This is a genomic window from Hymenobacter glaciei (assembly GCF_039539585.1).
Classification (GTDB): domain Bacteria; phylum Bacteroidota; class Bacteroidia; order Cytophagales; family Hymenobacteraceae; genus Hymenobacter; species Hymenobacter glaciei.
On the sequence record NZ_BAABDK010000030.1, the window covers coordinates 75,756 to 94,452 of the forward strand.

At 60.4% G+C, this 18,697-nt stretch carries 17 protein-coding genes; 9 read left to right on the forward strand and 8 right to left on the reverse strand.

Features of this window, described 5'->3' with window-relative positions; translation table 11 throughout:
* Positions 1-44 precede the first annotated feature (44 nt).
* The 5 genes from ABD837_RS19600 (at position 45) to ABD837_RS19620 (ending at position 6,638) form a co-directional block, all read left to right on the forward strand.
* On the forward strand, positions 45-1,868 hold the full coding sequence (locus ABD837_RS19600; protein WP_345057958.1) for an assimilatory sulfite reductase (NADPH) flavoprotein subunit: 1,824 nt from the start codon (positions 45-47) through the stop codon (positions 1,866-1,868).
* Positions 1,869-1,887: 19 nt separating this feature from the next.
* Complete coding sequence (locus ABD837_RS19605; RefSeq protein WP_345057961.1) at positions 1,888-2,568, forward strand: DUF2490 domain-containing protein; 681 nt, start codon at positions 1,888-1,890, stop codon at positions 2,566-2,568.
* A gap of 51 nt (positions 2,569-2,619) precedes the next feature.
* The gene (locus tag ABD837_RS19610; RefSeq protein ID WP_345057963.1) at positions 2,620-4,332 is read left to right on the forward strand and encodes an NADPH-dependent assimilatory sulfite reductase hemoprotein subunit; all 1,713 of its coding nucleotides are present in this window, start codon (positions 2,620-2,622) and stop codon (positions 4,330-4,332) included.
* 181 nt (positions 4,333-4,513) lie between these two features.
* Positions 4,514-6,037 carry a TSUP family transporter gene (locus ABD837_RS19615; protein ID WP_345057965.1) on the forward strand — a complete coding sequence of 508 codons (1,524 nt, stop codon included), beginning with the start codon at positions 4,514-4,516 and terminating at the stop codon, positions 6,035-6,037.
* A gap of 55 nt (positions 6,038-6,092) precedes the next feature.
* Positions 6,093-6,638: a hypothetical protein gene (locus ABD837_RS19620; RefSeq protein WP_345057968.1), complete on the forward strand. Its 546-nt coding sequence runs from the start codon at positions 6,093-6,095 to the stop codon at positions 6,636-6,638.
* 86 nt (positions 6,639-6,724) lie between these two features.
* Here the strand turns inward: ABD837_RS19620 and amaB are convergent, their stop codons facing one another.
* The 8 genes from amaB to deoC all read right to left on the reverse strand — a co-directional run bounded on the left by amaB (position 6,725) and on the right by deoC (position 16,033).
* Complete coding sequence (gene amaB / locus ABD837_RS19625; protein ID WP_345057971.1) at positions 6,725-8,329, reverse strand: L-piperidine-6-carboxylate dehydrogenase; 1,605 nt, start codon at positions 8,327-8,329, stop codon at positions 6,725-6,727.
* Positions 8,330-8,421: 92 nt separating this feature from the next.
* Positions 8,422-9,618, reverse strand: coding sequence for an AAA family ATPase (locus ABD837_RS19630; RefSeq protein ID WP_345057973.1), 1,197 nt, complete (start codon positions 9,616-9,618; stop codon positions 8,422-8,424).
* Positions 9,619-9,946: 328 nt separating this feature from the next.
* Positions 9,947-11,449 (reverse strand): S1C family serine protease, encoded by a 1,503-nt coding sequence (locus ABD837_RS19635; RefSeq protein ID WP_345057975.1) that lies wholly within the window; start codon positions 11,447-11,449, stop codon positions 9,947-9,949.
* Between the two features lie 253 nt (positions 11,450-11,702).
* Complete coding sequence (locus ABD837_RS19640) at positions 11,703-12,227, reverse strand: Hsp20/alpha crystallin family protein (protein ID WP_345057978.1); 525 nt, start codon at positions 12,225-12,227, stop codon at positions 11,703-11,705.
* 242 nt (positions 12,228-12,469) lie between these two features.
* Positions 12,470-13,285: a hypothetical protein gene (locus ABD837_RS19645; protein WP_345057980.1), complete on the reverse strand. Its 816-nt coding sequence runs from the start codon at positions 13,283-13,285 to the stop codon at positions 12,470-12,472.
* 158 nt (positions 13,286-13,443) lie between these two features.
* Positions 13,444-14,628, reverse strand: coding sequence for a M20 metallopeptidase family protein (locus tag ABD837_RS19650; RefSeq protein WP_345057983.1), 1,185 nt, complete (start codon positions 14,626-14,628; stop codon positions 13,444-13,446).
* Between the two features lie 201 nt (positions 14,629-14,829).
* The gene (locus tag ABD837_RS19655) at positions 14,830-15,384 is read right to left on the reverse strand and encodes a hypothetical protein (RefSeq protein WP_345057986.1); all 555 of its coding nucleotides are present in this window, start codon (positions 15,382-15,384) and stop codon (positions 14,830-14,832) included.
* Positions 15,365-16,033, reverse strand: coding sequence for a deoxyribose-phosphate aldolase (gene deoC, locus ABD837_RS19660; RefSeq protein ID WP_345057989.1), 669 nt, complete (start codon positions 16,031-16,033; stop codon positions 15,365-15,367). The genes ABD837_RS19655 and deoC overlap by 20 nt, the downstream gene beginning before the upstream one ends.
* A 149-nt stretch (positions 16,034-16,182) precedes the next feature.
* Here deoC and ABD837_RS19665 point away from each other — a divergent pair, with 149 nt between their 5' ends.
* The 4 genes from ABD837_RS19665 to ABD837_RS19680 all read left to right on the forward strand — a co-directional run bounded on the left by ABD837_RS19665 (position 16,183) and on the right by ABD837_RS19680 (position 18,664).
* The gene (locus tag ABD837_RS19665) at positions 16,183-16,623 is read left to right on the forward strand and encodes a hypothetical protein (protein ID WP_345057992.1); all 441 of its coding nucleotides are present in this window, start codon (positions 16,183-16,185) and stop codon (positions 16,621-16,623) included.
* A gap of 5 nt (positions 16,624-16,628) precedes the next feature.
* The gene (locus ABD837_RS19670; protein WP_345057995.1) at positions 16,629-16,796 is read left to right on the forward strand and encodes a hypothetical protein; all 168 of its coding nucleotides are present in this window, start codon (positions 16,629-16,631) and stop codon (positions 16,794-16,796) included.
* Between the two features lie 121 nt (positions 16,797-16,917).
* Positions 16,918-18,114, forward strand: coding sequence for an AAA family ATPase (locus tag ABD837_RS19675; protein ID WP_345057998.1), 1,197 nt, complete (start codon positions 16,918-16,920; stop codon positions 18,112-18,114).
* Positions 18,107-18,664 (forward strand): hypothetical protein, encoded by a 558-nt coding sequence (locus tag ABD837_RS19680; protein WP_345058001.1) that lies wholly within the window; start codon positions 18,107-18,109, stop codon positions 18,662-18,664. Before ABD837_RS19675 ends, ABD837_RS19680 begins: the two co-directional genes overlap by 8 nt.
* Positions 18,665-18,697 lie beyond the last annotated feature (33 nt).

Genomic DNA, 18,697 nt, shown 5'->3' on the forward strand with positions numbered 1-18,697 from the left:
GCTGAGCTTCTCGCCTCCCTCCTACCTGTATTCTGAAGTTGATTATGCCCACGCTCCCTATTCTTCCGCCTGCGCTTGATGAAGCGCAGCTCCAGCATCTTACAGCTAACCTGTCGGCCAACCAGCTGCTGTGGCTGAGCGGCTATTTCTACGGCCAGGCCACGGGCGGCACGCAAGCCGCTACGGCCCCTGCGGCAGCACCGGAAGCTGGCATCAGCCCCACCGCCCAAAAGCTGACCATTCTGTACGGCTCACACACCGGCAATGGCAAGAAAATAGCGCAACAAGCGGCCGAAGCGGCCAAGCAGCGCGGCCTTAGCGCCGAGGTGCGCGACATGAACGACTACTCGACCCGACAGTTGGCCCAGGAGCAGAATCTGCTCGTTATTGTGAGCACGCACGGCGAAGGCGAGCCGCCCATCTCGGCTGAGGAACTGCACCAGTTCATTGGCAGCGGCCGCGCGCCGAAGCTGCCGAAGCTGCGCTTTGCCGTGCTCGCGCTGGGCGATTCCAGCTACCTGCACTTCTGCCAGACAGGCAAGGATTTTGACCAGCGCCTGAGCGAGCTGGGCGGTACCCGTTTGCTCGACCGCGTGGATACGGATGTGGATTATCAAAGCGCGGCCAGCGAGTGGATTGCGGCGGTGCTGGAAAAAATAGCCGGAGATGCCACTGGCAAAACCGAGGCTTCGGTTACTTCCGGTACTTCAGCTGCCGCTGTTTCGCCGCAAGCTGCGGACACAACCGTTCCTGCCTTCACCCGCGACAACCCCTGGCCGGCGCGGGTGCTAGAAAGCATCCAGCTAAACGGGCGGGGCTCGACGAAGGAAACGTACCACCTAGAACTGGATTTGGCCGGTTCGGGCCTGCGCTTTGCCCCCGGCGATGCCCTGGCCGTGCGCCCCCGCAACCACGACCCGCTGGTGGAGGAAGTACTCCGCGCCGCCCGGCTTTCCGACTCGGCCCCGGTGCAAGTGGGCGCAGAAAACCTGCCGCTGGCCGCCGCGCTGGCCAGCCGGCGCGAGCTTACCGTGCTCACCCGCGACGTGCTGGAACGCTACGCGGCCCTGGCCCCGCACGCCGAACTGCATGGGCTGTTGGCCGACACCACGCGCCTGCAGCCCTACCTCTACGGCCGCGACGTGGCCGATTTGCTCACTGATTTTCCCACTGACCAACTCACGGCTCAGTTGCTGGCCGACACGCTGCGCCCGCTGCCCAGCCGCGCCTACTCTATCGCCAGCAGCCTGCTGGCCCACCCCGATGAGGTGCACCTCACCGTGGGCGCCGTGCGCTACGAAGCCCACGGCCGCCGCAAGCACGGCGTGTGCTCGTCCTTTTTGGCCGACCGCGTGGCGGTGGGCGACGAGGCCCGCGTGTTTGTGGAGCACAACGAGTATTTCAAGCTGCCGCAAAACCAGAGTACCGACATCATCATGATTGGGGCGGGCACCGGCATCGCGCCGTTCCGCGCCTTCGTGGAGGAACGAGTGGAGCTGGGGGCTTCTGGCCGCAACTGGCTGCTGTTTGGCAACCCGCACTTCACCACCGACTTTCTGTACCAGGCCGAGTGGCAGCAGCACCTCAAGCGCGGTGGGCTGGCTAAGCTCGACGTGGCCTTCTCGCGTGACCAGGCCGAGAAAATCTACGTGCAGGACCAACTGCTGGAGAATAGCCGCGACGTATTCGGCTGGCTCGAAAACGGCGCGCAATTCTACGTGTGTGGCGATAAAAACCGCCTGGGTGGAGCGGTGCAAACAGCGCTGACCCAAGTGGTGCAGAAGGAAGCTGGGCTGTCGGCTGATGACGCGGCGACTTATGTGAAGAACCTACGCAAGCAGCGCCGCTACCTGGAGGACGTGTACTAACAGCAGGCCGGCTACTTCCATGAAACTCCTCTCCGTCCTGCTCCTGCTGCTGCCCGTGCTGGCCCCGGCTCAAACCGCCCACCAACAGGCGTACTGGCTGCGGCTGATGGTACGCACCCGCCTGGCCCCGCGCCTTACCCTGCACAGCGAGTTTGATGAGCGGCGTTTCGTTTTCCCCGACCAGCAGTGGCAGTTCATTACCCACCAGCACCTGCACTACCGCGCCTCGCCGGTGTGGGACGCAGCACTGGGCGGCACACTCTCCTGGCAGCCGCAAAAGGGCATCAGCGTGCCCGAGCGGCGTGTTTTTGAAGAAGTCACCGCCACCCTGCCGCTGCCCGGCCGGCTGCGCTTGGTGTCCCGCCTGCGGGTAGAGCAGCGCTGGCTGGGCCAGCTGGCCGGCTCCGACCTCGCCGACACCTGGCAGTACCGGCTGCGCTACCGGGGCCGCCTGCAGCTCGATTATCAGCTGAATGCTACCTGGAAATTCCGCGCCTCCGATGAGCTGCTGCTGCACCCCGACAGCTTCGACCAGAACCGGCTGTATGCCGGGGCCGAGCGACAGCTGGGCGCGGGCTTCGCCGCCGAGCTGGGCTACCTCCACATCTGGCAGCAGCGCCCGGCTGGGGCGGGCTACTACGCCCGCGATGTGCTGCGCCTCACCCTTTATAAAGACCTGTCGGCGCTGGCCGCGCGGTAAAGAGCGCCGCACCAGTCGTGCGGCCTCCTTCATTCTAAATATTTTGTTCCCATGTCCGATACCCTAGCCCCGCAAAAACTCTCCGAAGTCGAGCACGTAAAAATTGCCAGCCGCTACCTGCGCGGCACCATCGTCGAGAGCCTCGGCAACCGCCTCACCGGCGCGCTGAACCACGACGATACCCACCTCATCAAGTTCCACGGCTCGTACCAGCAAACCGACCGCGACCTCGATTCCGAGCGCAAGCGCCAGAAGCTGGAGCCGCTGTTTTCCTTCATGATTCGGGTGCGGGTGCCGGGCGGCGTAGCCACCGCGCCGCAGTGGCAGCGCATGGACGCCCTGGCCGACGCCTACGGCAACGGCACCCTCAAGCTCACCACCCGCCAGACCTTTCAGCTGCACGGCGTGCTGAAGCGTGACCTGCGCCCCACCATCCAGGGCTTCAACGACGCGCTGCTGGACAGCATTGCCGGCTGCGGCGACGTGAACCGCAACGTGATGTGCAATGTGAACCCCCACGAATCGCAGGTACACGCCGAGGTGCAGGCCGTAGCCATCGAAATTAGCGCCCACCTCACGCCGCGCACCACGGCTTACCACGAAATCTGGCTCGATGGCGAACGGCAAAACACCACCGAAGCGCCGGATGATGCCGAACCGATTTACGGCAAAACTTACCTGCCGCGCAAGTTCAAAATTGCCCTCGCCCTGCCGCCCTACAACGATTCCGACATCTTCTCGAACGATATTGGCCTCATCGCCATCGAAGAAAAAGGCGTGCTGCGGGGCTTCAACGTGGCCGTGGGCGGCGGCCTGGGCATGACGTTCGGCTTGCCCGAAACCTACCCGCGCTTGGCCGACCTCATCGGCTTCGTTCCCACCAACAACGCGGTGGACGTGTGCGAGCAAATCGTGTCCATCCAGCGCGACTGGGGCAACCGCGAAAACCGCAAGCTCTCGCGCTTGAAATACACCATCGACCGCGTGGGCCTGCCCGCCTTCGTGGCCGAGCTGCACCAGCGCCTGGGCCACGCGCTGGCCGAAATGCGCCCCTACCAGTTCCACAGCTCCAGCGACGCCTTCGGCTGGACCATTGCCTCCAACGGCCTGGCGCACCTCGCGCTTTTTGTGGAGGGCGGCCGCGTGCTCGACCGGCCCGGCTACCGCCTCAAGTCGGCGCTGCGCGAAATCAGCGCCTTCCACAGCGGAGAATTCCGCCTCACCGGCAACCAGAACCTGATTCTGGCCAACATTGAGCCCAGCCACCGCGTCCGCATCCAAGCCATCCTCGAAGCCCACGGCGCGGCGCCCAAGGCCGAGCAGCTTACCGGCCTGCGCCGCAATGCGCTGGCCTGCGTGGCCCTGCCCACCTGCTCGCAGGCTTTTGCCGAAGCCGAGCGGTACCTGCCCCAATTGCTCGATAAGCTCGATGCCGTTATCCGTGCCTACGGCCTGGCCGAGGCGGGTATTTTGATTCGGATGACGGGCTGCCCCAATGGCTGCGCCCGGCCGTACCTGGGCGAAATTGCCCTGGTGGGCAAAGCCCCCGGCCGCTACAACCTCTACCTCGGAGCCAACCACGCCGGCGAGCGCCTCAACAAGCTCTACCGCGAGATGCTGGACGAGGACGGCATCCTGCGCGAGCTCTCGCCCCTGCTGGCTGCTTACGCTGCCAAGCGCCAGCCCGGCGAAGGTTTTGGCGACTTCGTGGTACGCACCGGCGTGGTGAAGGCCACCACCCACGGGCTGGACTTTCATGCTTAAACAGCGGTAATCGCCTGTCATCCTCAATGCAGTGAAGGACCTTATCACGCTCGCGTCGCTTGCGATACGACAACGTTCAAACGTGATAAGGTCCTTCGCAAGCTCAGGATGACAGACGCCTGACAACTGACAACGAGCAACTAACAACTACTTTTTGTATCTTACTGCTACGTTCTGAGCTATGCCAACAAACAACCCAACCCCGGCGACTCCGGCAGTGGCAACGCTGCCGCCGGAGTCGGCCCCGGCGGCCAACAACCTGTTCCCCATCTTCCTAAAGCTGGACACCATGCGTGTGCTGCTGGTGGGCGGCGGCAACGTGGGCTTGGAAAAGCTGGGCGCCATCCTGCGCAATAGCCCCGAAACTGCCGTAACCGTGGTGGCCCCGCTCCTGCTGCCCGAGCTGCGCGAGCTGGCCGCCCGCCACCCCCGTGTGCAGCTGCACCAGCGCCCGTACCAGGACTCCGACCTCGACAACGCCGACATCCTCTTTCTGGCCACCGACGACGTGGAACTGCACCGCTACATCGGCACGGCCGCCGCGGCCCGCCACCTGCTCACCAACGTAGCCGACACGCCGGCGCTCTGCGACTTTTACCTCTCGTCGGTACTGCAGAAAGGCGATTTGAAAATTGCCATCTCCACCAACGGCAAGTCGCCCACCGTGGGCAAGCGCCTGCGCGAAGTGCTGGCCGAAGTACTGCCCGCCGAGCTGGCCTCCGTGCTGGGCCAGATGACCATCATCCGGAGCCGCCTGCAGGGCGATTTTGCCGAGAAAGTAAAGTCGCTGAACGCCGTAACGGCCGAGCTGGCCAACGGCCCGGCCTACGAAACGCCCGCCACCGTGTACTGGCGACGCGTGGCGACGGCCGCGCTGTTCACCTTCGCGGTTTTCATCCTACTCAACATCATCTCCTACTACTTCACTCCGGCGCAGGTGTGGGAGCTGGCGCGCTCGTCGGGTACGTTCTACACCTTTGTCGCCGTGGGCTTCGTGGCCCAGATGGTGGACGGTGTGTTGGGCATGGGCTACGGCGTGGTGTCGGCCATTAGCCTGATGTCGCTGGGCCTGAGCCCGGTTTCCGTCAGTGCCAGCATTCACACAGCCGAGGTGTTTGCCAGCGGCGCCTCGGGCTACAACCACTACCGCTTCGGCAACGTGAACAAGCGGCTGTTTCGGGTGCTGCTGCTGCCGGGCATCGCGGGTTCTGTCAGCGGCGCGCTGCTGTTGGCCCACTACGGCGAAACGTACGCCAGCTACGTCAAGCCAGTTCTGGCCGTGTACCTGCTATTCCTGGGCCTGCGCATCATCAGCAAAGCTTTCCAGAATGTGGCCCGCCAGCGCAAAAAGGTGAAGAATGCCGGCTGGCTGGCCGGGGCTGGTGGCTTTCTCGACTCCTTTGGCGGGGGCGGCTGGGGGCCACTGGTTACCAGCACGCTCATTGCCAATGGGCGCACGCCGCAGTACGTCATCGGCACCGTGAGCCTGGTCGAATTCTTCGTGACATTTGCCAGCGCCTTCACGTTTTTCACCATCCTGGGTATTTCGCACTGGCAAATTGTGCTGGGCCTGATTGTGGGCGGCGTGGCCGCCGCACCCATTGCCGCCCGGCTGGCTGGCCGCCTGCCCACCCGCTGGATGTTTGTGGGCGTGGGCCTGATGGTGATTGTGTGGAGCCTGTGGGCGCTGCGCAAGCTGCTGTAGCAGCAACGGGTTTCGGCTTCTACCTTTGACGCTTTCGCACCTCCAATTTCTTTCCATGCGGCAGCGTTTTTTACCCCTTCTGTTCCTCGTCCCCCTGCTGGGATGCAGCAAGTCCGATTCCAACCCTGAAATTTTCTTCGGGGATGGCGAGGGCATTTCATATCGTACTTCAAACAACATGAGCATCGGCCCACAAGACCCTACCGACTGGACCTCAGATGCTACTTGGAGCGAGCGAGAGCGCAACCTATTCCCTGAACTCAGCTTCGACCTGAATGGGCCCCAACAACCGGCAGTCATTGCGTATACCTCTGCCTATTCCAATCCCGCGCAGGTTAGCACTGCCAACTGGGTGCTGCAAACGACACGTAATTCCAGTGGTGGGGCCGCCAACTACACCACTCGTGCAGTCATCGTTAACCGTAAGTACGAGGTTATAACGAAGCTTGGCCCCAACGACTTCACTTTGGGCCAGCAATATTCGCTGGATTACGCCCGAATCGGAATGCAGCCGAACGAGCTTTACCGGCTCTACTATGTGGTGTACACTACCAGCGGCCTCATCTACAAAGGCCACGGCGATATTCGATACAGTCGCTAATTCAGTGATACCATAATGCAAAGAGGCCCCGCCGAATACCATCGGTGGGGCTTCTTTTTCGTTTCCGGCGAAAGCTAAAGCCTGCGCTACACGTCGAACTTAATACCCTGCGCCAGCGGCAGCTCGGTGCTGTAGTTGATGGTATTGGTCTGGCGGCGCATGTACACTTTCCAGGCGTCGGAGCCGGATTCACGGCCACCGCCGGTTTCCTTCTCGCCGCCAAATGCGCCGCCGATTTCGGCTCCGCTCGTGCCGATGTTCACGTTGGCAATGCCGCAGTCCGAGCCGCTGGCCGAGAGGAAGGCTTCGGCCTCGCGCATGTTCAGCGTGAAGATGGATGACGACAAGCCCTGCCGCACGTCGTTTTGCAGCTCGATGGCCTTTTCCACATCGCCGCTGTACTTGATGAGGTAGAGGATGGGCGCGAACGTTTCCTCCTGCACCGTGTGGTAGTGGTTTTCCACTTCCACCAAGGCCGGAGTCACGTAGTGGCCGCCGTCCAGTTCGGGACGGCTCAGCACCTCGCCGCCGCTCAGCAGTTTGCCGCCTTCGGCCTGCACCGCTACCAGGGCGTTTTCGAACATTTTCACCGCGTCGGCATCAATCAGCGGGCCGACCAGCGTGCCTTCCTGCAGAGGATGGCCAATGGGCAGCTTGGGATAGATGGCCAGCAAGCGGCTTTTCACGTCCTCAAACATGCTTTCTTCGATGATGACGCGGCGCGTGCTGGTGCAGCGCTGCCCGGCCGTGCCCACCGCCCCGAACACGATGGCCGGGATGGCAATTTTGAGGTCGGCGTTTTTGGTTACGATGATGGCATTGTTGCCGCCCAGCTCCAGCAAAGCGCGGCCCAGGCGCGCACCCACTACTTCGCCCACCTTGCGCCCCATGCGGGTGCTGCCGGTAGCCGATACCAGCGGAATGCGCTTATCAGCCGCCATCGCGGCCCCAATTTTCGCATCGCCGATAATCACGCTGAACACGCCTTCGGCAATATCGTTTTCGGCCAGCACGTCTTTGATGATGTGCTGCACGGCCACGGCCGTGAGGGGCGTTTTCTCCGAAGGCTTCCAGATGCTCACGTCGCCGCACACGGCGGCCAGCATGGCGTTCCAGCTCCACACGGCCACCGGGAAGTTGAAGGCCGAGATGATGCCCACAATGCCCAGCGGCTGGTACTGGTCGTACATGCGGTGCGCCGGGCGCTCCGAGTGCATGGTGAAGCCGTGCAGCTGCCGGCTCAACCCCACGGCGAAGTCGCAGATGTCAATCATCTCCTGCACTTCGCCCAAGCCTTCCTGGAGGATTTTGCCCATCTCGGCGCTCACCAGCTTGCCCAGGAGTTCCTTGAATTCGCGCAGCTTGTTGCCAATCTGGCGCACGATTTCGCCGCGCTTGGGAGCGGGAACCAAGCGCCAGGTTTTGTAAGCTTCTTCGGCGGCTTTTACCACCGTTTCGTAGTCGTCGGCAGTAGCAAAGGCTACGCTGGCAATGCGGCGGCCATCGGCAGGCGCGTTGATAATGCGGCGGTCAGTGTTTTGAGCGCCGCCCCAGGTGCGGCCGGTGCTGTAGGCGGCGTTATCGGCCTGCACGCCCAACTGGCGGAGTACGTCCTGAATGCCGTGGGGGTCGTGGTGAGGATGCTCGACGGTAACGTCGACCAAGGTAGCTTCTTCGAGGGCCTGCTTCATAGGGGGTATTGGGGTGGGATGTTCCTTCTGCAAAGCTACGGGGCAGCGCGTAGTTGGCCGCCCATCGCCCCCAACGAACCCCAACGCCAGCGCTACACTTTGCGGCCCGACGACTCGTGTGCCAAATGCTGCAGGTTGTTGAACACGTCGAGGCTGTCGCGCTGCAAGCCACGCACCTCCTCGTCGCTCATCTGCCGTATTTTGGTCTGAAAGTCTTTGTAATACACCACAAACACGGCCAGCTCGGGCATCAGGCTCTCGTAGGGCACCATGTTCTCCAGCACACTATCGAAGAAGTACGGGCTGTGCGTGGTCACAAAAAACTGGTTGCTTTCGTGCGCTACCATGCGTTCGGCCAGCCGCATGATGTAGCCCGGGTACGAGTGCGACTCGGGCTCTTCCAGCAAAATCACCGACTCGCGGCTCGAATCCATGGCGGCCATATGGAAGCCAAAGCGCCGCAGCGTGTCGCCCGACCCCGAGTACGGATAAGCCACCGTCAGGCCTTCTACGTCTTTCATTACCTCCAGGCGGCGGGAGTCAGCCCGCACGCGCAGCTGCTGGCGCTGCTCGCTGAAAAGGGCCTTAAATTCGTGGCGCAGGGCCGTATTAGCTTCCAGCACCTGCACCAGGTTCTGGCCGTGGGGCGGCCACAGGGCAGTATCGGCATAACTGCGGTCAACCCGACCCGAGCTTTTAAAACGGAAAGGCTTCACGGCCCGGGGCTGCCAGTCGCAAGCCGAAGCCAAGCCCGGCGCACCGCTGGATAACTCGCGCAAACGGCCGCGCTGCCCAAATTCCAGGTAGCGATACTCCGGGTCGGGCAGCTCGCCCAGCACTTCGAAGTGCTGCTGCAGGCGGCTTAGCAGCGTAGCATCGTCTGCAGCGCGGTTTTTCGGCCGATGCTCCAGCGGCGGCAGGCCCAGCTGCACGCGTAGCATGTGGTAGGCCGACTGGCTGAACACGCCGTAGTGGAAGCCTTTGGCGTGCCTCTGCCCTTTGGACTGACGCGCCAGCAGACACACGTCCTGGTCCGACTCGATGCGCACCGGGTTGGCCAGGTTGCTGTCGTGAAAGAGGTGCGCCAGTTCATCGTACCGGATAAAGCTGCGCATAAACTTGCTTTTGCTTTCGAACGGCAACGCCCCCAGCAAACTCATTGCTTCCAACAACGTCGATTTACCCACATTGGGCTCCCCAATAATAAGGTTGACTCGCCGCGGGTGTAGCACCGCGTGGCGAATAGACTTGAAATTTTGGATGACCAGCGTATTGATGACGTTTTCCATGCTCGAATTTGAACAGTGCGCCCAGCTTGGGGGCGTATAACTGCGACCGGAAGAAAGGTCCCGGCGTGGGATTGCATGTACGGCAAACAACAACTAATGGCGGTTAAAATCACACCTGATTTATCGCATTTTTTCTTCCATCAAAGCTGATAATCAGTGTTATATTAAATAAAACATATATTTCAAACAACTCTCAAATAGCATTTTTTCCACTGTTCATCGCCGCTCTCGAATTGAGATTAAGTGCCTAGTGCAATTGCATTATTATCAAAAAAGCCGCTACCCATCGGCAGCGGCTTTTTAGTCGGCACGCAGTGCAACTTTATAACTATTCCTGTCCGATAGGATAATAGGCTTTGCGACCGTCAGGGTACACACCCTCTACCAGCGCACCCGAATTATTGCGAGCCTGGTCGAGGTAATTTTTAACGTCCGAAGGCTTGGTTACCACGTTTTTATCAATGCGCGTGATAATGAAACCATCAGCCATACCCGTCTCGCGGAAGTTGCTGCCCTTGATGCCCGAGATTTTAGCACCGCCTTCCAGGCCCAGCTTGGCCAGGTCGCGGGTCGGCACGGCGGCAATGGTCGCGCCTTCGTACTTGATAGCGGCAGCCGTGGCATCTTCGCGCACCACGCCGGTGGTACCAGTGGCATTGCGCAATACTGCCTCGGTTGTAACGGCCGAACTACCGCGCAGGTAACTTACTTTAATTTTGTCGCCAGGGCGAAAACGAGCCACCTGCTCCTGCAACTGCGAGGAGGTATTTACTGCCACGCCGTTGATTTGGGTGATGATATCGCCCGTTTTCAGGCCGGCAGCCGCGCCAGCGCTTCCCGCCGTCAGGCCTTGTACATACACGCCGTTCAGCGTGTTCAGCTTCTTCTCCGACGCCAGCTTGGCATCCACTTCCTGAATCTGCACGCCGAGCAGGGCGCGCTGCACCACCTTATATTTCAGCAGGTCGTCAACCACTTTGCTAGCCAGCGAGCTGGGAATGGCGAACGAGTAGCCCTCGTAGCTGCCCGTGTGCGAGGCAATGGCCGAGTTGATGCCGATGAGGTCGCCATTGAGGTTCACGAGCGCACCGCCCGAGTTACCGGGGTTCACCACGGCGTCGGTCTGGATAAACGACTCGATGCCCATGTTATCCTTGCGGCGCAGGATGTCGATGTTGCGGCCCTTGGCGGAAATAATACCGGCTGTCACGGTCGAGTTCAGGTTGAAGGGGTTGCCCACGGCAAGCACCCATTGGCCCACTTTCACGTCATCGGAGTTGCCGTACTTCACGAAGGGCAGGTTGTCGGCCTTCACTTTCAGCACGGCCAGGTCGGTGTTGGGGTCGGCCCCCACCAGCTCAGCGTCGAACTTGCGTTTATCGTCGAGCACCACCTCGATTTTCGAGGCTTTGTCGATGACGTGGTTGTTGGTTACGATGTAGCCGTTGGCAGCGATAATCACGCCCGAGCCCGAACCCTGACCGCCACCCTGGGGTTGCTGGCCATGGAACTGGTCGAGCTGGTCGCCAAAGAACTGGCGCAGGAAGGGGTCCATCTGCTGCTGGCGCTGGTCGACGGGAGCGGCAGCGTATTCGGTCATTACGTGCACCACAGCCGGGGTTACGGCGGCGGCGGCGGCCACAAAGTTCAAGCCTTCGGGCACGGTGTAAGGCGTGCTCCGCATCTCAGAAGTGTAACGCACCTGGGGGTTGGCGGCTACAGCCTGCGGCGCCACAATAGCGGGCTCCAGCAGCTTGTACCCCCCCACGGCCACGCCGCCGCCCAAAATGGCAGAACCGAGCAGGCCGAGCATCATTTGTTTTGCTTGCATGGGTAAGGGAAAATGGAAAAAAGTGAATGAGGAATTGATAATTCTAATTTAGAAGCTGCTTGATGAACGCCGCATGATGCGCCGGGCTAGTTTGGCCCCACAACGATGCAAGGATTCATTTTAGCGCCTCCGGGTTGCTTTTAACCGAAAACAGGCCACTCGAGCGTCTGAAAGGCAATTTTAATCTACAACAAGGACCTCTGCAAAAAAGGCACCCCTGGGGTGCCTTTTTTTTTACAGTAACCCCGCTGGATTAGCGGATTTCAATGTGTTGCTTGGTCACTTTCTCGGTATCGAAAGGCAGCGTTACGCGCAGAATGCCTTCGGTCAGCTCGGCCCCAATGGCTTTCACGTTCACCGTATCGGGCAAGCGGAAGCTGCGGCTGAAGGTACCGTAGTTGGTTTCGGTACGGCGAAACTTGGGCGCAGCCGGAGCTTCGGGCGATACGACAGAAGGAGTGTTTTCACCACTTTCGGGAGCCTCCTCAGTAGCTGTAGCAGCGGCTTCTTTTACGGCATCGGCCGGGTTGGGGCGGCTGCCCGAAACCACCAGCTCGCCATCGAGGAATTCGATGTTGACGGCTGCTTTTTTCACGCCGGGCATGGCCAAGTGCAGCTCAAATCCGGTAGCGGTTTCGAGTATGTCAGTCGAAGGCACGAAGGCCGGCGTGGGCTGGGTGTTGGAGGCCTGCGGCTCACGCAGCATATCGGCTAGCATGGCGCTCAAGGCGCGGCTGGGGCTGAGGGAAGGGCGGGTGTTATACAGCAGAGTAGCCATGGTAGTGTTAGAATTTGAAAAGAGTGAAAGGATAGTCGCCGCGGCGACACAACTGCTTTCCTTAAATTCTATACCAATCGTTTTGTCTACTCTATAACAAAGACAAAAAGTCTGTTTTTGAAGTTAATGTATTTATCTAAATCCGCTGCCGATTCAAAAATCATCCTTCACATTATTCAAACAGACAAAAATACATTTTATTCAACCTGCTAATTTGTCATAAATGGTGTGACAGTTTGTTGTTAGTGCTGCGTGGGCAATTGTTGACGGGTAGTAGCATCCTGCCCATTAAGGAAAGTAAAGCGCAGGTCGAGCCCCACTACAGGCGCGACCGAATTGACGCGGCCTGCCGGGATGGTGACGTTGCCCAGAGCATCGGTTTGGGCCAGGCCGAAGCTGTACTGCGTCTGGTAGGCAACCCAGAGCGTGAAATCGAACGCCGGACTGAGGCGCACCCCCACTTCGCCCCGTAAGCTGGTGAACTGAACGGTGCGCTCGTCCACATCGGGGTTGTCGTCGGCGGAGAAGGCGCGCAAGTGGGTGGCGGCTTCATAGCTCAGGCGCGGGCGCAGGGCTACGGTGCTGCCGAGAACAACGGTCTTTTCGAGGTCGGCACGCAGGCGGGCATGAGTCGAGCCTTTGGCCCCCGTCTGGCCCGGGAACAGGTGCTCCAGGCTCAGGCGTTGGCCGAAGGTGAGTGGCCCCACCGGGCTGCGGTGGCGCAGCAGCACCTCGGGCAACAGCGCATAGGTTTTGTTGAATGAGAAGTAGGGCAGCGTAGCCCCAATGCTCCAGTGCTCACTCAGGAAATGCTCGTAGCCCACGCTCAGCCGGCGCTGGTCGAAGCCCAGGAAGCGAGAAGAGTTTGCAAAGCCGTTGTTGTCGGTGTTCTGCTGGCCGCGGGCCGAAACAAGCAGGTAATCGGAGCCATCGAGGGCTACTTCGGCCTGCACTTCGGGCCACAGCTGCACGCCGAACACAGTGCGGCGGGTTTGGGCAGCAGCGGGGCGGGCCAGCAGCATGGCACCTAGCAGAACCAGAGGTAATAGACGATTCATAGCAATAGTAGGGTGGAGCCTTTGCTCCGCCGCACGCGGGCATCGGAACGGACAGAAGCGGAGCAACGCAGCGGAAGCGCTTAAAGTTTAGGCGGGTGATACAAGCCTCGCAGGGCCAGGTAGGTGGCGTGGGCGAGTGGCGGAGCGAAGGCTCCGCCCTACTTCAGCTCCTCTATGGCCAGCCAAGCCATTAGGCCGGGACCGGTGGTGAGGGCTTGCTCGTCGATATCGAACGTGGGCGTGTGCACCGACGATGCAAACCGCCCATCGGCATGCCGCGTGCCGAGGCGGTAGAAGCACGAGGGCGCCGCCTGCGAGAAGTAGGCGAAGTCCTCAGCCGCCATCCACTGGTCGAGCTCCACTACGTTTTCAGGGCCGAGATATTGTTCGGCGGCGGCGCGCACGCGCGCTGTCAGGGCCGGCTCGTTCTCCAGGTACGGGTAGCCTACCCGGATTTCGAGCTCGCACACCGCGCCCATGCTTTCGGCCAAGCCTTCGCACAGCTTGCGCAGGTGCTGGTGGGCCTCGGCGCGCCACTCCTCGTTGAGGGTACGGAAGGTGCCTTCGATGTAGACCTCGTTGGGAATGACGTTGGTGGCGCCGTTGGCGATGACCTTGCCGAAGCTCAGCACCGAAGGCAGCTTGGGGTTGGCGCGGCGGCTCACAATCTGCTGGGCCGCCACGATGATATGAGCGGCTACCAGCACGGGGTCGAGGTTCATTTCGGGCATGGCCCCGTGGCCGCCCTTGCCTTTGATGGTCAGGTAAAGCTCGTCGGTACTGGCCATGTAGCGGCCGGGGCGCAGGCCAATTTTGCCGGCCGGCAGGTGCGGGAATACGTGTTGCCCGAGCACGTGGCCCACGGCTGGGTTCTGCAGCACGCCTTCCTTAATCATCAGCGAAGCACCGCCGGGCAGGCGCTCCTCGCCGGGCTGAAACATCAGCTTCACATTACCCTTGAACTCGCCTTTGAGCTCGGTGAGGATGCGGGCCGCGCCCAGCAGAGAGGCAGTGTGCACGTCGTGGCCGCAGGCGTGCATCACGCCCGGGTTGGTCGACTTGTAGGGAATGTCGCTGGCCTCCGTAATGGGCAGCGCGTCCATGTCGGCCCGCAGGGCAATAGTTGGGCCGCCCGGTTGGCCTTCGATGAGGGCTACCACGCCGGTGTTGGCCAGCGGCTGGGGTTTCAGGCCGAGCTTTTCAAGCTCTTTGGTGACAAAGGCAGCCGTGTTCACCTCCTCAAACGAGAGTTCGGGGTGGGCGTGCAGGTGGCGGCGCACGGCTACGGTATCGGCGGCGTATTGGGCAGCGAGGGCCTGAATGCGGGGGATGAGGTCGGGCATGGGTGGAGGCGGTATTGGACGTAGGTAGGCAGGAAATGAGGCAACACGACGTTTGTCATCCTGAGCATTCTGTGATTGAAGCAGAGACGAAGGACCTTATAGCCGCTGAACAACTTGCAGTAATAACAACCGACGCAAACGTAATAAGGTCCTTCGCAAGCTCAGGATGACAGGCAGCCTATCTATCTGCTGCCCTCCCCCCTACGGGTTCTTGTTCAGCAGTACCTGCGTGGCTTCCAGCTCCAACTTGGGCGTGGTACCGCGCAGACGGGTCATGGCGCGGGCTGCGTCGAGCCTGGTGAGGTAGTCGCCGATATAGAGGCGATACACCGGGGATTTGAACGTGATGTAGTCCGTTTCATCGGGGTAGCGGCCGATGATGGTACGCCGAATGGCCATTACCTGGTCGCGCTCCAAGCCTAGGTACACCAGCAGGCGGTAGCCCTGGGCGTATTTCACGTTCTGGTTGGTGTAGGCCTGGTCGCGCAGGCGCTGCTCTACTTGCGGGTTTACGTGATTGGTGGGCGGCACCGCAGTTCTGACGGCGGGCGCGGCGGCCACCGGCACCACCTTGGGCGCGGCAAAAACCGGACGGTACTTCGTCACGTCTTCGGCCGGCATGGGGGCGGTGGCCACGGGCTTCTTCGTGGTGTCGGCTGACGCGCTGGCGCGGGGGGCCTGCGCAGCCGTGCCGGCGCACGCGGCCAGGGCCAGCAGCGGAGTAGCAAGCAACATCTTAAGCAGCATTCGATTCATCAGATTCAGCAAGCAGGGCGATGCTATTGGACGAGCCGAGGCGGTCGGCCCCGGCAGCCACCAGTGCCTCGGCAGCGGCGCGGGTGCGGATGCCCCCGGCGGCCTTGATGCGCATGGTTTCGGGCAGCACGCGGCGCAGCAGCTCAATGTCGGCTACCGACGCGCCCCGGCTGGCAAAGCCCGTGGAAGTTTTCACGAAGTCGGCCTCGCCGGCCACGCACAAGCCGGCGGCCAGTTCAATCTCCACTTCCGAGAGCAGGGCCGTTTCGATGATGACCTTGAGCAGGGCCTGGTGCACGTGGCAGAGGTCGGCCAGGTCCAGAATCTCGTCCTGGATAGCGGCCGCCTTACCCGATTTCAGCGCCGAGATATTGATGACCATGTCCAGCTCGGTAGCCCCATCGTACAGGGCCACCTCGGCTTCCTTGAACTTGGCAGCCGAGGTGGCATAGCCCAGCGGAAACCCGATAACCGTGCAGATGCCCACGGCCGTGCCGGCCAGCTTGCCCGCGGCCAGGGCCACGTAGCAGGGCGGCACGCACACAGTGGCAAAGCCGTGCGCGGCCGCTTCGTCACAAAGCTGAATGATTTGCGCCTCCGTGCAATCGGGGCGCAGCAAGGTGTGGTCTATTCGGGCAGCGAAGGTCATGGGGCAAAGATAGGGCGCGCAATGGGCGGGGGCTGCGCCCGCCCGGCGGGCGGGGCTGAACCATTCGCGCCGCGAACCGCTTGCGCGGAAATCGGAACCTGCCCCATCGGGCCGTATCTTCCCTCTCCGCCGTTTCTTTATTATTACCTATGAACAACATTTTCTCGGATGTCTTTGCGCTCAGCTACGAGTCCGCGCCCAACCTGCTGGTGGGGCACTGGCTGCGCAACGTGGCCGACCGCAGCCTGCTGCCCCCGCAGGAAGAACTGCTAACGGCCGCACTGCACCACAACCGCTGCCGGTTTTGGCTGCTGGAGATGCGTCGCCAAGCCGCCTTTTCGCCGCTGCTGTTGGAGTGGCTGGGGGCCCTGCTGGCCCAGCAGGTAGTGTCGGTACTTGGCTCGCCAGTGTTCATCGCCTGCGTAGCCGACGAAAACCACCGCACCGAAATCGAGAGCATCAGCACCGGAACCCTGCTGCGCCAGCAGGCTGAACACGAGTTTTATCCCTATTTCTTCCAGGACGAAGCCGCCGCCCGCATCTGGCTGGCCGAAAGCCAGGACCACGCGCACCGTCCGCCCCGGCGCTAGGCAGAGTGGTCGCTACCCTGGCCGCGCATGCCGAAGCCAAAAAACCGCAATTGCAGCTCGAAAAGCTCTACGAGCCGCGCAACGCCGTGGTGGCCGAAGCCCTGCCCCTGGTGCAGCTAGCCTCCAAAACCCGGCAAGGCAACCTAGGTAAAGCCTGCCGTTTGCACTCCTAAAAAAAGGCCTTTTGCGTATGCAACGGGTCTTTTTGATTTCACGGCACCTTTGCCTGGCGTCAAAAGCGCTGGCCCTTACGAAGTCGTGCGGGCCCGTACTTTTGAACAAATCCTGCTCCTCATGGAAAACGACATCAAGTTTCTGCGCATCCAGAATTTCAAGTCCATCAAGGATGTCACGCTGCACCCCAGCCGCGTGAACCTAATTATCGGCGAACCCAACGTCGGCAAATCGAACCTGCTGGAAGCATTGACGCTGTTAGGAGCAGGATTATTAGAGCGTAATGAAAAATTTTTAGATGATGTAATTCGGTATGAAACAGTCTCAAATCTGTTTTATGATAATTACACTGGTCAGCCTATAATCGTTGAGTCTTCAAACGCGCTAGCAGTTATTAAGACATCAAGCTTACAAAGCTCTGGCTATCATTTCATTAGTGCTTCTAAAGAAGTTTTAAATGCCTACAAGCAACAAAGGAAATTGCAGCATGAAGCGTATATGCCAGAATTAAATCTAATCGAGGAAACAGATTGGGAAATTCTAGATATTATGACTGGTGATGGGCCACTAGTGGAAGCAGTCTTAGGTGAAACAAGAAGCAGAAGTCGAAAGCAAGCCTATCTTTTTAAATATCGACTGCAGGAAGATGGGACATCATCCCAACTTGGTTTATGCGCTATTCCACCACAAGCTCTTCCTAGACCATATAAGTATTTACCTAAACAGCCACATGATTCCATATACCGCGACAATTTTTTAGAGCCCCCTTTCGGCCACAATCTATCCAATATAGTCCAACGCAATCCAGCACTGCGAAAGGAGATAGGGTTACTTTTTAAGCACTACGGTTTGAGTCTTGTGCTACGTGTGAGCGAGCGGAAATTTGAAATTCAAAAGCAGGTAGACGATTTAGTGTATAATTATCCTTATTCACTTATTGCCGATACGCTGCAACGCATCATCTTCTACCTGGCCGCCATCGAAAGCAATGACGATGCGGTTCTGCTGTTCGAGGAGCCCGAGGCCCACTCCTTTCCGGTGTACGTGTCGAAGTTGGGCCGGCGCATCGTGGAGAGCCGCAACAATCAGTTCTTCATCGACACGCACAGCCCCTACCTCATTACCGAGATACTGGAAACGATGCTCACCGACGACGCACAGGCCGGCGAGCTGGCCATGTTCGCGGCCTACTACGAAGACCACCAAACCAAGGTGCACCAGCTCAGCGACGAGGAAATCCGTAGCATCCGTGCCGATGGCATCGACGTGTTCTACAACATGAAGCGGTTCACAACCGGCGCGGCCCACAATGCCTGAAAACGTCCTGTTCGTGCCCGAGTGCCACGTCGACACCGCCCTCACCCGCACCCTGCTCGCCGACCGCCTTACGTTCATCAACCACCAGCACGGCATTTCCAAAGTAGCCAACGTGCTGCGCCAGCAAGCCGAATCAGGCCACGTGCGCTTCGTGGTGGGCATGGTGGACAAAGACAAGAAGTTCGCCGATGTGAAGTATCTGCAGCCATTCGCTGCCTCGCGGCCCGTAGCGGTTCGCCCCGGCCCCGATTGCCGCTACGCCATCCATCAGCACCCGACGCATTCCAACCATTACCTCATCGTAATGGAACCGGCCTGCGACACCTGGATTTTCGAAGCTGCCCACGCCGCCGGGCTAGCCCCTGCCCACTTCGGCTTGCCTTCCGCTCTGCCGGCTTTCATCGACGTGATGAAAGCCGAAGACGCTGAAGACAACCCGCAGTTAATTCGCTTGTTGCAAGCCATCAGGCAAGCCCAACCCGCCGCCTACCGCGAGCTAGCCGAGTTCGTAGCCGACGTGATGGACCAGAACAGCAAGCTCTGGCGGTAACTGCACAAAAAAGGCGGCCTTCCCAATGGAAGG

Bases quoted from the DNA above. Each gene is read 5' to 3' on its own strand.
- ABD837_RS19600 (WP_345057958.1), top strand. From the start codon at position 45: ATGCCCACGCTCCCTATTCTTCCGCCTGCGCTTGATGAAGCGCAGCTC.
- ABD837_RS19605 (WP_345057961.1), top strand. From the start codon at position 1,888: ATGAAACTCCTCTCCGTCCTGCTCCTGCTGCTGCCCGTGCTGGCCCCG.
- ABD837_RS19610 (WP_345057963.1), top strand. From the start codon at position 2,620: ATGTCCGATACCCTAGCCCCGCAAAAACTCTCCGAAGTCGAGCACGTA.
- ABD837_RS19615 (WP_345057965.1), top strand. From the start codon at position 4,514: ATGCCAACAAACAACCCAACCCCGGCGACTCCGGCAGTGGCAACGCTG.
- ABD837_RS19620 (WP_345057968.1), top strand. From the start codon at position 6,093: ATGCGGCAGCGTTTTTTACCCCTTCTGTTCCTCGTCCCCCTGCTGGGA.
- amaB (WP_345057971.1), bottom strand. From the start codon at position 8,329: ATGAAGCAGGCCCTCGAAGAAGCTACCTTGGTCGACGTTACCGTCGAG.
- ABD837_RS19630 (WP_345057973.1), bottom strand. From the start codon at position 9,618: ATGGAAAACGTCATCAATACGCTGGTCATCCAAAATTTCAAGTCTATT.
- ABD837_RS19635 (WP_345057975.1), bottom strand. From the start codon at position 11,449: ATGCAAGCAAAACAAATGATGCTCGGCCTGCTCGGTTCTGCCATTTTG.
- ABD837_RS19640 (WP_345057978.1), bottom strand. From the start codon at position 12,227: ATGGCTACTCTGCTGTATAACACCCGCCCTTCCCTCAGCCCCAGCCGC.
- ABD837_RS19645 (WP_345057980.1), bottom strand. From the start codon at position 13,285: ATGAATCGTCTATTACCTCTGGTTCTGCTAGGTGCCATGCTGCTGGCC.
- ABD837_RS19650 (WP_345057983.1), bottom strand. From the start codon at position 14,628: ATGCCCGACCTCATCCCCCGCATTCAGGCCCTCGCTGCCCAATACGCC.
- ABD837_RS19655 (WP_345057986.1), bottom strand. From the start codon at position 15,384: ATGAATCGAATGCTGCTTAAGATGTTGCTTGCTACTCCGCTGCTGGCC.
- deoC (WP_345057989.1), bottom strand. From the start codon at position 16,033: ATGACCTTCGCTGCCCGAATAGACCACACCTTGCTGCGCCCCGATTGC.
- ABD837_RS19665 (WP_345057992.1), top strand. From the start codon at position 16,183: ATGAACAACATTTTCTCGGATGTCTTTGCGCTCAGCTACGAGTCCGCG.
- ABD837_RS19675 (WP_345057998.1), top strand. From the start codon at position 16,918: ATGGAAAACGACATCAAGTTTCTGCGCATCCAGAATTTCAAGTCCATC.
- ABD837_RS19680 (WP_345058001.1), top strand. From the start codon at position 18,107: ATGCCTGAAAACGTCCTGTTCGTGCCCGAGTGCCACGTCGACACCGCC.